This window comes from Candidatus Binatia bacterium, from assembly GCA_035631035.1.
Taxonomy (GTDB): domain Bacteria; phylum Eisenbacteria; class RBG-16-71-46; order SZUA-252; family SZUA-252; genus DASQJL01.
Window position 1 is genome coordinate 1 of sequence record DASQJL010000105.1, and the last position, 14529, is coordinate 14529.

General features: G+C 68.1%; 13 protein-coding genes. All 13 read left to right on the forward strand.

The genetic code is table 11. The features are described from left to right. The first annotated feature begins 851 nt into the window (after positions 1-851). A complete protein-coding gene (locus VE326_10935; GenBank protein ID HYJ33723.1) occupies positions 852-1250 on the forward strand; it encodes a YraN family protein in 399 nt (132 codons plus the stop codon). Positions 1251-1371: 121 nt separating this feature from the next. Further along, entirely contained in the window at positions 1372-3825 is a 2454-nt protein-coding gene (locus VE326_10940) for a glycosyltransferase (GenBank protein HYJ33724.1), read from the forward strand. Between the two features lie 29 nt (positions 3826-3854). Beyond that, positions 3855-4541 (forward strand): hypothetical protein, encoded by a 687-nt coding sequence (locus tag VE326_10945; GenBank protein ID HYJ33725.1) that lies wholly within the window; start codon positions 3855-3857, stop codon positions 4539-4541. Between the two features lie 107 nt (positions 4542-4648). Further along, complete coding sequence (locus VE326_10950; protein HYJ33726.1) at positions 4649-5827, forward strand: glycosyltransferase; 1179 nt, start codon at positions 4649-4651, stop codon at positions 5825-5827. 175 nt (positions 5828-6002) lie between these two features. Then, a complete protein-coding gene (locus VE326_10955; GenBank protein HYJ33727.1) occupies positions 6003-7604 on the forward strand; it encodes a hypothetical protein in 1602 nt (533 codons plus the stop codon). A 118-nt stretch (positions 7605-7722) separates the two neighbouring features. Further along, the gene (locus VE326_10960; protein ID HYJ33728.1) at positions 7723-8307 is read left to right on the forward strand and encodes a cob(I)yrinic acid a,c-diamide adenosyltransferase; all 585 of its coding nucleotides are present in this window, start codon (positions 7723-7725) and stop codon (positions 8305-8307) included. A 65-nt stretch (positions 8308-8372) separates the two neighbouring features. After that, the gene (gene meaB / locus VE326_10965) at positions 8373-9332 is read left to right on the forward strand and encodes a methylmalonyl Co-A mutase-associated GTPase MeaB (GenBank protein ID HYJ33729.1); all 960 of its coding nucleotides are present in this window, start codon (positions 8373-8375) and stop codon (positions 9330-9332) included. A gap of 16 nt (positions 9333-9348) precedes the next feature. Next, a complete protein-coding gene (locus VE326_10970) occupies positions 9349-11001 on the forward strand; it encodes a methylmalonyl-CoA mutase family protein (GenBank protein ID HYJ33730.1) in 1653 nt (550 codons plus the stop codon). A gap of 25 nt (positions 11002-11026) precedes the next feature. Next, positions 11027-11449 (forward strand): cobalamin B12-binding domain-containing protein, encoded by a 423-nt coding sequence (locus VE326_10975; protein HYJ33731.1) that lies wholly within the window; start codon positions 11027-11029, stop codon positions 11447-11449. Continuing rightward, positions 11446-12162: a CoA transferase subunit A gene (locus tag VE326_10980; GenBank protein ID HYJ33732.1), complete on the forward strand. Its 717-nt coding sequence runs from the start codon at positions 11446-11448 to the stop codon at positions 12160-12162. The genes VE326_10975 and VE326_10980 overlap by 4 nt, the downstream gene beginning before the upstream one ends. Continuing rightward, the gene (locus VE326_10985; protein HYJ33733.1) at positions 12104-12766 is read left to right on the forward strand and encodes a CoA transferase subunit B; all 663 of its coding nucleotides are present in this window, start codon (positions 12104-12106) and stop codon (positions 12764-12766) included. Before VE326_10980 ends, VE326_10985 begins: the two co-directional genes overlap by 59 nt. A 19-nt stretch (positions 12767-12785) precedes the next feature. Next, complete coding sequence (locus VE326_10990; GenBank protein HYJ33734.1) at positions 12786-13994, forward strand: acyl-CoA dehydrogenase family protein; 1209 nt, start codon at positions 12786-12788, stop codon at positions 13992-13994. Between the two features lie 56 nt (positions 13995-14050). Beyond that, positions 14051-14529: beta-ketoacyl synthase N-terminal-like domain-containing protein (locus VE326_10995; GenBank protein HYJ33735.1), on the forward strand; the 479-nt coding region annotated here is incomplete at its 3' end.

The following is a 14529-nucleotide window of genomic DNA, read 5'->3' on the forward strand; positions in this document are numbered from 1 at the left end:
CCCATGTACCTGTTCGCGAGCAACAAGGGATACGGCACACCGGAGCACCTGGCCGCGCTCCGCGAGCACGGCCCCTGCGCCATTCACCGAAGAAGCTTCCGCCCCGTGTGGGAGACGTTGTACGAGCAGGTGACGCTGGAGCTATGAACCATGTCCCGCCGCGAAGCGGCGGAACAGTCCGTTCGCCCGGAACCAAGTTGACATAATCGAACTTGCGCCAGCGCAAGTTGGTCGGCCGTAGTCGGGCGAGTCGATGGGCCCCAACTCGCCCCGGGGCCGAGTTGGGGTTGATTAGCCCCGGCGCGAGTTGGGGTGGTTGACTGGTCCTGGGACCAGTTGGGGCATGTCTGAACTTGCCCCGGGGCAAGTTGACATAACAGGAACTTGCGCCAGCGCAAGTTGGTCTGCCGGAGTCGGCGTTGCCGCGGGCGGGTCGATCCACCGAACTCGCCCCGGGGCGAGTTGGGGGGCAGTTGAGGCAGGGCAAGCCAGTACGCAGCGGCTGGGCGCCGGTGCCCGCGGACGGTTGTACCGCACGGTCAACTTGTCCCAGGACGAGTTTATATATAAGTTAACTTGCCCCGGGGCAAGTTGGCAGAACACGAACTTGCGCCAGCGCAAGTTGGTCTGCCGGAGTCGGCGTTGCCGCGGGCGGGTCGATCCACCGAACTCGCCCCGGGGCGAGTTTGGGGTAACGTTTGTTTACGGTCCCGCGGGTGTGGGGTGGTGGTGGGGAGGTCGGGATGACGTGGGTGGTGTGGGAACGGCCGGAAGGCCGCAAGGCCGGCGTGGGTGAAGGGCGAGCCTACGGCGCGGGCGCCTGTTCCCGAAAGGGAGGTGGCGCCGGTGAAGTGCGCGAGCGCAGTGCGCGCTGGCGGGAACGGGCGGCCAAGGTCGGCGAGCGGATGGCCGAAGAGCTCCTCCGCCTCCGCGGATTCGAGATCCTGGACCGGAACGTGCGGTCGGGCCGCGGCGAGATCGACCTGATCGCCCGCGAGGGTGACACGGTCGTGTTCGTGGAGGTGAAGCTTCGCACCGGCACCGACCCGGCTGCCGCGCTGGTCGCCGTGAACTGGAAGAAGTGCCTGGACGTGGAGCGCGCGGCGACGCGCTGGCTCCAGTCGCGCGGACTCACCGACCGGCCCATGCGGTTCGACGTGGTCGGCATCGCCTGGGACGCGGACGGAGCACGTCTGCGCCTCGAGCACATCCGGAATGCCTTTCCGGGAGGGCGCTGGCACTTCTTCTGAGTCCCCCCGTAAAGGCCGCGCCACTTCTTCTGCGTACCGCCGGTCACGTCCGCCACCCGTACAGCCTCGGCACGCACCGTCCCGCTACAGTTAAACGCCAACCCGGCCGATAGTTGCCGGTATGGCTGAGTCCCAACCCGCGGCGATCGCGATCCAGCTCCTGTACCACCAGACGCTGGCGTTCGTCTTCGCCTGGTGCGCCGCGTTTCTCTTCGGGCACCGCCTCCGCCGCTCCCACTGGCTCCTGTCGCTGATCTACCTCACGGCCATCGAAACGGGAGCGCTCGCCATCCTGCGCGCTGCCGGCGAGCCGGGGCCGGGCAACCCCGGCTGGATCGCCCTGGCCCTGATCGCGGTCGTCATCATCGCGCTCTCCGAGAACTGGAACCCCACCGGACAGGCGGCGCTCGCGGTCACCGTCTCGCTCAGCGCCGTCTTCGTCGTGCACATCGTCGGGGTGACGGCATCGTCCCATCTGGGCTTGGTCAGCCTTGTCTTCTCCTCGGGCCTTGTCGCGCTCCAGGCGTTCGCGCTCCTTCTCCTCTGCGCGAGCAGCTACGAGATCCTCGACGTGCTCTGCCGCGCGCGCTGGATGACGAAGAACGAGCCGGCTCCGCCATCGGCCGGGTACGCGCCGCGCGTCTCCATCCACGTTCCGGCGTACAACGAGCCTCCGGAGATGGTGAAGGAGACCCTCGACGCGCTCGCCCGCCTCGACTATCCGAACTACGAAGTCATCGTGATCGACGACAACACGACCGACGAGAAGCTCTGGCGGCCGATCGAGGCCCACTGCGCCCGGCTCGGCTTCCGCTTCTATCACCTCGAGAACTGGCCCGGCTTCAAGTCGGGCGCCCTGAACTTCGCGCTGCGCGAGACCGATCCCGAAGCCGAGATCGTCGGCGTCGTGGACTCCGACTACGTGGTCGCGCCGGAATGGCTCCGGGAATGCGTCGGCTTCTTCCAGGATCCGTCGACCGGGTTCGTCCAGTCGCCCCAGGACTATCGCGATCTGCCTCCGGGCGACCGGTACGCGCTGGCCTGCTACCACGCCTATCTCTACTTCTTCAAGGTCTCCATGGCGTCGCGCAGCCAGCACAACGGGATCATCTTCGCGGGAACGATGGGGCTGGTGCGCCGGAGCGCGCTGGTCGAGGCGGGCGGCTGGGACGAGTGGTGCATCACCGAGGACGCCGAGCTCTCCCTGCGGCTGCTCGACCGGGGTGCCCGCGGGCAGTACGTGGACCGGTCCTACGGCCGGGGGCTCATGCCCTTCAACTTCGAAGGCTTGAAGAAGCAGCGTTTTCGCTGGGCGTTCGGCGGGATGCAGATCATGCGCCTCCACTGGATGCGACTCATGCCCTGGACCCGCCGTCGCGAGGGACGCGGTCTCACCTGGAGGCAGCGCTGGGACTACCTGCTGGGTGGGCTCCAGTGGCTGAACGATCCCGCGACGTTCGGCTTCACCGTCCTCTTATTCCTGGGTGCGGCGTCGCTGCTCGTCGCGCGGTCGCTCTTCATCCAACCCCTGGCAGGGGCGGTGCTCTTCGTCCCATTCCTCTTCGTCTTCATGGGCGTGTCGCGTTTCCTGTGGGCGCTCCGCCACCGCGTCGGGTGCACGTTTGCCGAGGCGCGCGCGGCGTTCACGATGCTCCTGGCTTTGACCTGGGTCGTGACGCTGGCCTGCGTCCTGGGACTGACCCGCGAAAAGGGCGTCTTCCTCAGAACGCCGAAGACGCGTCCGGGCCGTCCCGGGTGGAACGCCTATCGCGTCGTCTCCCAGGAGACGATCATCGCGGGTTTCTGCCTCGCGTGCGCCGCCGCGCTGAGCCTCCAGTTTCCACACGTGCCGTACGTTTGGCTCATGGTGGCGCTCCTGATCTGGCAGTCGATCATCTACAGCTCCGCCCTCCGGGCCAGCTTCTGGTCGGTCGCGAGCGAGGCGCGCCTTGCGCATCCGGAGTACCGCATGTCGCCGCAGACCACGGGGCAGCGGATCTCGTCCATGATCAGCGACCGGCGTGTGGTGCGCGGACTCGTGCTGGCGTCGGCCGTGCTGGCCGTGGTGTTCTTCCTCGCGGTCCGGTTCGCGCCCGAGGAGGAGCGCGCCTTCCGGAACAATCCCGAGGGGAAGCCCCTCCTGGCCGCGGAGCTGGTCACGTCGACCGCGCCCGAGGCACAGATCAAGGGGCTCATCTACCTGGAGGGACGTTCCGCGCTCCACTCGAGCGTGGACGACGCGCTGCGCCTGTGGAGTCCGGACGGGGTGATCCGGGACGAGAACTACACCCCGCACGACTCGACGGACGATCGGGTCTGGGCAGGTGCACCGGCAATCCGGGAGCGATACCGCGCCGAATTTGCGCAGCGGCACTACTTGAAGCTGGCCCACACCGACGCATCGGTCGTGGTCGAGGGGGACAGGGCGACGGTGGTGAACGATCTCCGCGCGGAGATCCTGACCGCGGAGGGAGTCCAGCGGGTGTTCCTGTCGCGCGGCGACCGCTGGACCTTCCGGAAAGGGGAGAACGGATGGCGCATCGCCGAGCTGGTCGTCAATCGGGCGCCCCGGTGAGGGCGCGCCTGGCGGGCCTCGCTTGCCTCATGGCCTTGGTCGCGGCCGCGCCCGCGGGCGCCACGGCGCTCGAGGGGATCGGCGGCTGGGAGGGCGACGCCTTCGGCCAGGGGTACGGTTTCCTGACCGGTGGCGTGATCGCCCACGACAAGGCGCCGTTCTCGGTGCCGTTCCGCGTGAGCGCGAGCTATCTCGACTACGAATTCGACGACGACGCGGGCCACGTCACGGTGCAGGCTCCAGGGGCTTCGGCGCTCCTCGGGATTCGCGGGACCGGGCATGCGGGGAGCGTGACGTTGATGGCGGGCGGCGAGGGCCGTCGCGAGCGACGGCAGCGGGACTCGAGCGGCGTCGCCGTCGTCTGGCGCGGCGGCTTCGTCGGACAGCTGGAGTGCGGTCTGTCGGCAGGAAGGTTCCAGCCGCAGGGGCTCGTCGTCTACTCCGGAGCCTCGAAGTACGTGTACGCTCGCGCCCTCCTGCGCTGGCAGCTCACGAATCGCGCGTGGTCCGGCCCGACGACCTGGTTTGCAGGCGTCGAGGGAATCGGCCAGGGGAACGCCGATGTCTCGGCCGGTCAGGTCGGGCTCGCCCTGGATTGCACGCTGGTGAAGGCGCGGACGACTCTGGGCGTGCGGGGCGGGGTGAAGCGGAGCGACAGCGGGAACGGCAGCGTGGACGGAGGCTACGTGGGGGTGGGTCTCTACCGGGCGTTCTAGGGTTCGGCCTGCCGCCGGACCGGTCAGAAGGGTCGAAAAATCCCCCGGCACGCGGTATCGTCGCCCCGTCGCTCGGACCTCGCTCGTTCCGGTTCGTTCGGAGGCGCATGGAGACCGTAGCCACGTTGAATCCGCCCCAATCCGCGCAGACCGGCAGCACCACACGCCGCGTGCTCATCCTCTACGTCCGCGCCGGCGTGGGCCACGAGCGCGCCGCCCGCGCGGTGGCGCAGGCGATGCGCGAGACCGATCCCCACTCCGAGCCGATCCTTCACGACGCGCTCGAGTTCTCCACCTGGCCGCTGCGACTGCTGTACGCCTCCTCGTACAACCGCATGCTCTCCCGCACTCCACGCGTGTGGGGCGCGCTCTATCGCCGGGCCGGCACGCGCCCGCACGGCTTTCGCGCCCGGTCGCGCACGCGCGTCACGATGCTCTTCTGCAAGGACTTCCTCGGAGCGGTGAACCGCTACCAGCCCGACTCCGTGCTGTGCACCCAGTTCCTTCCCTCCGAGGTCTACGCCACGCTTCGCGACCAGGGACGGCTGGCCATCCCCGTCTCCACGGTGGTGACCGACTTCATGATCCACCCCATCTGGGTCTATCGCGGGATGGACCGCTACTTCGTCGCGACGCAGACCACCAAGGATCAGCTCGTCGACACGGGAGAGGTCCCGCCCGAGCGCGTGCAGGTAACCGGGATCCCGATCGATCCCAAGTTCGCCGTGCCGATCGCCACCGAGGACGCGCGGAAGCAGATCGGCCTCGACCCGGATCCGTCGCGCCCCATGGTGCTGGTGATGAGCGGCGGCTTTGGCTGGGGGCCCGTGGAGCAGGTGCTCGAGGTGGTGCTGTCCCTGCCCGATCGCGTTCAGGCCGCGGTCGTGTGCGGTCGCAACGAGGGGCTGCGCCGGAAGCTGTCGCATCGCGTGCGCGGGCTGGAGGACCGGATCAAGATCTCCGGCTTCACCGACCGCGTGGACCTGTACATGGCCGCCGCCGACGTGATGGTGGGGAAGTCGGGCGGCCTCACGATGAGCGAAGCGATGGCGCGCGGCCTCCCGATGATCGTCTTCCGCCCCATCCCCGGCCAGGAGGAGCGCAACTGCGACTTCCTGCAGGAGACCGGCGCCGGCGTCCGCGTGCACGACTACGAAGAGCTGCACTACCGCCTGATGAGCTACGTGATGCACCCCGAGCATCTGGAGGTCATGCGCGCGGCGGCCGCGCGAATCGGACGCCCCCACGCCTCCCGAGACGTCGCCCGGGCGATCTCGGCTTCCTGAAACAGGATATCCAAAGACACTCGGGCCTCCTCCGAAAGTACTTGTATTTCAATGGCTTAAGTGCTACCTTCAAAGCCTCCCCGAGAGTACCGCAGTGCCCACCTTGGGATGACACGCCCGGGAGTGCCGTCCCCGTCGTCCGCTGACCTGCCCGGGCGGTAGGAAGGGGGCCGCCATGAAGGCTCGCCCGTTACCACTCCTCGTTGTTCTCGTACTCCCGCTCTGCGCATTCGCCCTGTCCTGCTTCAACGTCTCGTCCGCCGGCGCGGCCGGCGACCCGATGCGCCTCGTCGGATCTCTGGTGCCGCGGGAAAACGGGATGTATGGCGCGGTGGTCGTGAACGCTGCGCTGGGTGTTGCGTATCTCGGTTCGCTGCAGGCGACCCACGGGGTTTCCGTGATCGATATGCGAGACCGGGCGCATCCCGTGCTGACCACCGAGCTCGCGCCGCCACCACCCAACGATTCCAACAATCAGTCGACCAGCTACGACGTGGATCTCGTCGGTCGCTATCTGCTCGTCGCCCACCACCAGGAGTTCGGTAGAAACGCATTCGCCGGCGTCAGCGTGTACGACATTTCCGCGGACCCGTTCCATCCCACGCTCCTGCGGCGAATCGCGGTCCCCGCGTCCTGCGGTCTCGAGAGCGCCGAGCTCGATCCCGAGGTCGAGAGCGGAAGGCCCTACGCCTACTGCAATGCTCACTGCATCGTCGACGGAGGCATGTATACGGTGAACATCCTGACGGGACAGGTTCTCAGCCGGTACGTCTCGCCGGAGGGGCTCAACTGCCCGCCGTTCCCCTGCGTCGACGAGAACCTGCCGCACGAGGCCTTCGTCCAGAGGCATCCCCGAAGCGGGAAGGTGCTCATCTACATCGGATTCTGGGACAGCGGACTCCGGATCGTGGACGTGACGACACCGACGAACCCGATCGAGGTCGGTTCGTTCGACTACGGAACCGGAACCCCGTACCAGAACGCGCACGGCGCCGTCGCCTCTCCGTCCGGCAACTGGATCTATGTGGGGGACGAGCTGGCGGAGAACACGACGGGCGGCGTCCACATTCTCGATGGGCATGCCTGCGATGGAACCCAGTACTGCACGCCGCCGCAGGTTGGCTTCTGGCACGCGGACGGACATGTGGTGCAAAACCCGGACGACCACTCCTTTCCCACGTACTTTCGCTTCGACGCCCACAACATGGATCCTCACGGGGAAAATGCGCTGCTCCTGGGCAACTACGCGCTCGGGGTGCGCCTCGTCGACGTGACCACGAAGTCCGATCCCGAAGAGATCTCGTTCTACCTGCCGACGTCCAGCCCCGACGTTCTGGACCGCCAGTTGTACATGGGGCGCCGCACCTGGGTCGCCCTCTTCGGATCGGACGGGCTGATCTACGCGAGCGATATCAATTACGGGTTCTTCATCCTGGCCTTGAACCCCAACACGGTCCTCCCCTCGGGTTCGGCCTCCTTTGCTCGCGGGGCCCACAAGGACACCCTCCAGGGATTGCGGGTGCACTCGTCGGTCGCCGGGGCCCATAGCTTCACGTTCAGCACGCGCAGCGGAGGGCCGGTCTCCCTCGAGGTGTTCGACGCGGCGGGTCGGAGTGTGGCGACGGCCAGGCAGCCGTATGCGTCGCCCGGCTCCCATTCGATCGAGTGGACTGGGCTGCTACCCGGCAGCCGCCGCGCCCCAAGCGGGATCTACTTCGCGCGCCTTCAGACAGGGGATGGCGTTCAGTTGGCGAAAGTGGCCCACTTCGCCCCTTGAGCCTGGTGTCGTTGCTTCAACGAGGGGGTCCCGGCAGCCCGTTTGCCGGGGCCCTTCTCTTGTTGCGGGTCACGCCCCTCAGGTTGACGCACCGGGCACCGAGTGCTACCATCCCTTGATGCCGGAAACCAATGCAACTGACGTAATCGCATCGGGATCGGAGCTTTCGACCGAGCCCCGTGAGACCCGCAGGGGGGTCCTTCTCGTCGTCACCGGGACCGGCAAGGGGAAAACCACCTCCGCCATTGGCACGGCCCTTCGCGGGCTGGGGCATGGCTTCAAGGTCGCGGTCGTCCAGTTCATGAAGGGGCGCATCTATGGCGAGCTGCTCGTGCTTCGCGACCGGCTCGGCGTGGATGTGTGGCAGTTCGGGCGCAATGCGTTCGTGGATCCGAAGAATCCGGATCCGCGCGACCTCGCGCTCGCGCGGCAGGGTCTCGACAAAGCGTGGGAGATCGTTCGCGGCGGCCAGCACGACGTCCTCATCCTCGATGAAATCATCTACGTGGCGAGCTACGGCCTCTTACCCGAGCAGGAAGTGCTCGAGCTGGCGCGTGCGCGGCCACGATGGATGGATCTCATCCTGACGGGACGCGGCGCGTCGGCCGAGCTCATCGAGCTGGCCGACACGGTCAGCGAAGTGAACGAGATCAAGCACCACTACAAGAAGGGAATCGAGTCGCGCGCCGGGATGGAGTATTGAATCCAGGTGCCTCTCGGGCCCCGGCCGCGGCGGCTTCGGCCGGCGGGGCTGCTACCTCCGCAGCATTGCCAGCGGCTCTCGCCAAGGAGATCCTGAGCGGCGATTCCCGGGCGCTGGCCCGCGGCATGTCGCTGGTCGAAAACGGCGCGGCCGAGGCGACGGCGCTCCTCGATGCGCTCTACGGCCAGAAGTCGGCGGCGCCGCGGATCGGCTTCACGGGTCCGCCGGGCGCGGGGAAGAGCACGCTGGTCGCGGAGTACGCGCGGCTCCTGCGCGCGCAGGGTCGCCAGGTGGGCGTGATCGCGGTGGATCCCACGAGCCCCTTCACGGGCGGGGCGATCCTCGGCGACCGGGTCCGCATGAGCGATCACGCCACCGACGGCAAGGTCTTCATCCGGAGCATGGCGACGCGGGGCAGCTTGGGCGGCCTCGCGGCGCGCACGGGCGAGCTGGCCGAGTTGCTCGACGCATGGGGCAGCGAGACCACGCTGATCGAGACGGTCGGCGTGGGGCAGTCGGAGCTGGACGTCGCGGAGACGGCGGACACCACGGTGGTCGTGCTGACGCCGGAATCGGGCGACGCGATCCAGACGCTCAAGGCCGGTCTCATGGAGATCGCCGACGTGCTGGTCCTGAACAAGGCGGACCACCCCGGCGCCGATCCCATGGACGCGGCGCTCCGCTCCTCGCTCGCGTTCCGGCCCAAGGGAGGCTTCACCCCGCCGATCGTGCGCACGATCGCGACCGAGCGGAAGGGCATCGAAGCGATGCACGCCGCGATCCAGGAGCACCGGGCCTGGGCGGAGCGGCCGGAGCAGGCCGAGATCGCGCGACGGGAGCGCGCCCGAGCGCGGATCCGGCTCGCCGTGCGGGAGGGACTTCTCGACTCCTGGGCGGCCCGGCAGGGGCTAGAATCGTGGATCGAAGCCGCCGCAGACCAGGTCCTGGCGGGGGGCCTTTCGCCCTACCGCGCGGCCCGCGACGTGATCGAAAGGATGACGCGACATGGCGGAAACGCGAGCTGAATCCCAGAGTCCCAAGATGAAGAGCGCGACGGCCGGGCCCGCGGCGACGAAGCCCGCCCACGGCGCGGCCGAGAGCGCCATTCCCGGCATTCCGCCCGAGACCCTGTCCGGCATTCCCGTCAAGCCGCTCTACACCGAGGCCGATCTCCCGGGCGACGTGGAGCAGCGCCTCGCGCCCCCGGGCGAGTTCCCCTACCTCCGCGGCCTCCATCCCGGCATGTACCGCGCGCGCCTCTGGACCATGCGCCAGTTCGCGGGCTACGGCTCGGCCGCGCAGACGAACGAGCGCTTCCACTACCTCCTGAAGCACGGCGGCACCGGCCTCTCCACCGCCTTCGACATGCCGACCCTGATGGGCTACGACGCCGACCACGCCATGTCGCTGGGCGAGGTCGGGCGCGAGGGGGTCGCCGTCTCCACGCTCGAGGACATGGAGATCCTCTTCCAGGGGATCCCGCTCGGCGAGGTCACGACGTCCATGACGATCAACGCTCCGGCCATCGTGCTGCTCGCGATGTACGTCGCGGTCGGGGAGCGCCATGGGATCCCCGCGGCCAAGCTGGGCGGCACCGTGCAGGCCGACATGCTGAAGGAGTACATCGCGCAGAAGGAGTGGATCATCCCGCCGCGCCCGGCGGTGAAGCTCTGCGTGGACATGATCGAGTGGTGCGCGGCGAACATGCCGAAGTGGAATTCCATCTCGATCAGCGGCTATCACATCCGCGAGGCGGGCGCGACGGCGGCGCAGGAGCTGGCCTTCACGCTGGCCGACGGGATCGGCTACGTGGAGGAGTGCGTGAAGCGCGGCATGGACGTGGATTCCTTCGCGCCGCGCCTCTCCTTCTTCTGGGACGTGCACAACGACTTCTTCGAGGAGATCGCGAAATTCCGCGCCGGCCGGAAGATCTGGGCCACGGTGATGCGCGACCGCTTCGGCGCGAAGAGCGCGCGCTCCCTGATGCTCCGCACCCACGCCCAGACGGCCGGCGTCTCGCTCACGGCGCAGCAGCCGTTGAACAACGTGGCGCGCGTCGCGATCCAGGCGCTCGCGGCGGTGCTGGGCGGTACGCAGTCGCTCCACACGAACTCGATGGACGAGACGCTCGCCCTTCCCACCGAGGAAGCCGCGACCGTCGCGCTTCGCACGCAGCAGATCATCGCCTACGAGACGGGCGTGGTGAACACGCCCGATCCGCTTGCCGGCTCCTACTTCGTCGAGGCGCTCACCGCCAAGATCGAAGAGGAGGCTCAGGCGTACATCCGCCGCATCGACGAGATGGGCGGGATCATCGTGGCGGTGGAGAAGGGCTATCCGCAGAAGGAGATCGCCGACTCGGCCTATCAGTTCCAGCAGCAGGTGGAGCGCGGCGAGCGGGTGATCGTGGGCGTGAACAAGTTCCAGGCCGAGAACGAGGAGATCACGATCCCGGTCTTGAAGATCGATCCTGCGATCGAGCGGGGACAGATCGAGCGGGTGCGCGCCGTGCGCGCGCGCCGCGCCAAGGCGCCCTACGAGCAGTCGATGGCCGCGCTGCGCGACGCGTGCATGAGCGCGAAGAACCTCATGCCCTACGTGCTGGACGCGGTTCGCGCCGAGGCCACGCTGGGCGAGATCTGCGACGTGTTCCGCGAGGCCTACGGCGTCTATCGCGAGCCCGCCGTTTTCTGAGGCGGCCCGGACCCAGAGGAGCGTCATGCCGAAGAAGATCCGAGTGCTGGTGGCGAAAGCGGGGCTGGACGGGCACGACCGCGGCGCGAAGGTGGTCGCGAGCGCGATGCGCGACGCCGGCTTCGAGGTGATCTACACGGGCCTCCACCAGACGCCCGAGATGATCGTGCAGGCGGCGGTGCAGGAGGACGTGGACGCCGTGGCGCTCTCCATCCTGAGCGGCGCCCACATGACCCTCTTCCCGCGGGTTCTCGAGCTGATGCGCGAGAAGGGGCTGAACGACGTGCTCCTCACCGGCGGCGGGATCATTCCCAAGGAAGACATGGAGACGCTGGCGAAGCAGGGGGTGGGGGAGCTGTTCGGCCCCGGCACGCCGACCGGCGCCATCATCGAGTACGTGCGGGCGTGGGTCGCGAAGCACCGCTCCCCCGCGGGCAGCGCCACGTGAACAAGGTCGTCCGGGACGCCCGCGAGGCGATCGAGCGCGCCGGCATCCGGGACGGCGCCCTGATCGTGTTCGGCGGCTTCGGCCTCTGCGGGATCCCCGAGAACCTGATCGTGGCGCTCCGCGACAGCGGCGTGAAGGACCTCACGTGCGTCTCGAACAACGCGGGCGTGGACGACTGGGGGCTGGGCCTTCTTCTCCAGACGCGGCAGATCCGGAAAATGATCTCCTCCTACGTCGGGGAGAACGCCACGTTCGAGCGGCAGTTCCTCTCGGGCGAGCTGGAGGTGGAGCTCTGCCCGCAGGGAACGCTGGCCGAGCGGATCCGCGCGGGCGGTGCGGGAATCGGCGGGTTCTTCACGCCGACCGGCGTCGGCACGGTCGTCGCCGAGGGGAAGGAGACGCGGACCATCCAGGGGCGCGAGTACGTGCTCGAGATGCCGATTCGCGCCGACTTCGCGTTCGTGCGCGCGCACACCGGCGACCGGATGGGGAACCTCGTCTACCGGATGTCGGCGCGCAACTTCAATCCGATGGCCGCCACGTCGGGGCGCGTGACGCTGGCCGAGGTGGAGCATCTCGTGGAGCCGGGCGCGATCGACCCGGACCACGTCGTGACGCCCGGAATCTTCGTCAATCACATCTTCCAGGGGACGTATGGACCCAAGCGAATCGAAAAGAGAACGAATCGTCCGGCGAGCGGCGCTCGAGCTTAAGGACGGGTTCTACGTCAACCTGGGCATCGGCATGCCCACGCTCGTCTCGAACTACATCCCGAAGGGCATGAACGTCATTCTCCAGTCGGAGAACGGCGTGCTGGGCGTGGGGCCCTACCCCGAGGCCGGCCAGGAAGACGCCGACCTGATCAACGCCGGCAAGGAGACGATCACGGTCCTTCCCGGCGCCGCGTTCTTCTCGAGCGCGGATTCGTTCGCGATGGTCCGCGGCGGTCACGTGGACCTGACCATCCTGGGCGCCATGGAGGTGGACCAGGAGGGGAACCTCGCGAACTGGATGATCCCCGGAAAGATGGTGAAGGGGATGGGCGGCGCGATGGACCTGGTCGCCGGCGCGAAGCGCGTCGTGGTGACCATGTTCCACACCGCCAAGGGCGACGTGAGCAAGGTGCTGAAGAAGTGTGCGCTCCCGCTCACGGGGCGCAAGGTTGTGAATCGCATCATCACCGATCTCGCCGTGCTCGACGTCACCCCGCGCGGGCTCCGGCTCGTGGAGCGGGCCCCGGGCGTGACCGTGGACGAAATCTTGAAGTCGACCGAGGCCGACCTCTTGGTGGAGGAAGTGGCCGAGATGCCGGTATGACCGGTTCGAGGGAGTAGCCATGCCGACGACGACCACCGCCGGGACCCGGCGTGACGACATCTACGAGCTGACCGACGAGCAGCGCGAATGGAAAGAGACCCTCCGCGAGTTCGCCGACAAGGAGATCGCGCCGACGGCGTCGAAGAACGACGCGGCCGGTGAGTTCCCCTGGGACAACGTGAAGAAGATGCGGGAGCTGGGGCTGTTCGGCCTCATCTTCCCCGAGCAGTACGGCGGCAGCGGCGCCGAGACCCTGATGTACGTGATGGCGGTGGAGGAAGTGAGCCGCGCCTGCGCCTCGACGGGGATCACCCTCGCGGCGCACGTCTCGCTCGGCACCGCCCCGATCTACCTCTTCGGCACCGAGGCGCAGAAGCGGAAGTACCTCCCGAAGCTCTGCTCCGGCGAGAACCTCGGCGCCTTCGGGCTCACGGAGCCCGAGGCCGGGTCCGACGCGGGCGGCACGAAGACCCGGGCCGTCAAGGAAGGCGACCAGTACGCGGTCAACGGGCGGAAGATCTACATCACGAACGGCGGCGTCTGCGGCACCGCCGTGTTCACCGCGGTCACCGCGCCCGGCTTCGGCGCGCGCGGCATCTCGGCCTTCATCGTGGAGAAGGGCACGCCCGGGTTCTCGGCGGGCCCGCCCGAGAAGAAGCTGGGGCACCGCGCCAGCAACACCGTGGAGCTGATCTTCGAGAACCTCCGGCTGCCCAAGGAGAACCTGCTCGACCAGGACGGCCGCGAGGGGAACGGCTTCAAGCAGTTCATGATCACGCTGGACGGCGGCCGGATCTCGATCGGCGCCATGTCGCTCGGGATCGCGCAGGCGGCGCTGGATTCGGCCGTGCGCTACGCCATGAACCGGCGCCAGTTCGGGAAGGCGATCGGCGATTTCCAGGCGATCCAGCTTCTCCTGGCCGAGATGACCACCGAGCTGGAATCGGCGCGGCTCCTCGTCTATGCCGCGGCGCGACTCAAAGACAGGGGCGCCCCGTTCACCCGCTACGCGGCCATGGCCAAGCTCAAGGCCTCGACCGTGGCGATGCGCGCGGCGGACGCGGCCGTCCAGATCCACGGCGGCGCCGGCTACATGACCGACCACCCGGTGGAACGCTATTTCCGCGACGCGAAGCTGATGGAGATCGGCGAGGGGACCTCGCAGATCCAGAAGCTCCTGATCGCGCGCGAGCTTCTAAAAGAGGCGGGGCATGTCTTCGGGAGCTGAGGGGAGAGCTGATCTCCCGGCCAGGGAAGACGCCTACGCCGAAAGGAGATCCAATCGTGGCTGAGAGAGACGCCTACATCGTCAGCGCCTGCCGGACCGCCATCGGCGAGTTCCTCGGCGGGCTTGCCTCCATGACCGCGCCCCAGCTGGGGGCCGTGGCCATTCGAGAAGCCGTGCAGCGCGCCGGCATCGAGCCGGGACAGGTCGAGGAAGTGCTCATGGGGCACGTGGTGCAGGCGGGCGCCGGCCAGGCTCCCGCGCGCCAGGCCGCCATCCACGGCGGGATCCCCGACACCGTGGGCGCGACCACGATCAACAAGGTCTGCGGCTCGGGGCTCAAGGCGGTCATGCTCGGCGCCCAGGCGATCAAGGCCGGGGACGCGCAATGCGTGGTCGCCGGCGGCATGGAGGCGATGAGCGCCGCGCCGCACTACGTCTACGGCATGCGGCTCGGCATCAAGGCTGGAAACCAGACGATGGTGGATGGGATGATCCACGACGGACTCTGGGATTCGTTCGGCACGGTGCACATGGG

What these genes read in the sequence shown, in the direction of transcription:
- VE326_10970 (HYJ33730.1), top strand. Translation starts at nt 9,349, where the DNA reads ATGAAGAGCGCGACGGCCGGGCCCGCGGCGACGAAGCCCGCCCACGGC.
- VE326_10950 (HYJ33726.1), top strand. Translation starts at nt 4,649, where the DNA reads ATGGAGACCGTAGCCACGTTGAATCCGCCCCAATCCGCGCAGACCGGC.
- VE326_10960 (HYJ33728.1), top strand. Translation starts at nt 7,723, where the DNA reads ATGCCGGAAACCAATGCAACTGACGTAATCGCATCGGGATCGGAGCTT.
- VE326_10985 (HYJ33733.1), top strand. Translation starts at nt 12,104, where the DNA reads ATGGACCCAAGCGAATCGAAAAGAGAACGAATCGTCCGGCGAGCGGCG.
- VE326_10990 (HYJ33734.1), top strand. Translation starts at nt 12,786, where the DNA reads ATGCCGACGACGACCACCGCCGGGACCCGGCGTGACGACATCTACGAG.
- VE326_10940 (HYJ33724.1), top strand. Translation starts at nt 1,372, where the DNA reads ATGGCTGAGTCCCAACCCGCGGCGATCGCGATCCAGCTCCTGTACCAC.
- VE326_10945 (HYJ33725.1), top strand. Translation starts at nt 3,855, where the DNA reads ATGGCCTTGGTCGCGGCCGCGCCCGCGGGCGCCACGGCGCTCGAGGGG.
- VE326_10955 (HYJ33727.1), top strand. Translation starts at nt 6,003, where the DNA reads ATGAAGGCTCGCCCGTTACCACTCCTCGTTGTTCTCGTACTCCCGCTC.
- VE326_10975 (HYJ33731.1), top strand. Translation starts at nt 11,027, where the DNA reads ATGCCGAAGAAGATCCGAGTGCTGGTGGCGAAAGCGGGGCTGGACGGG.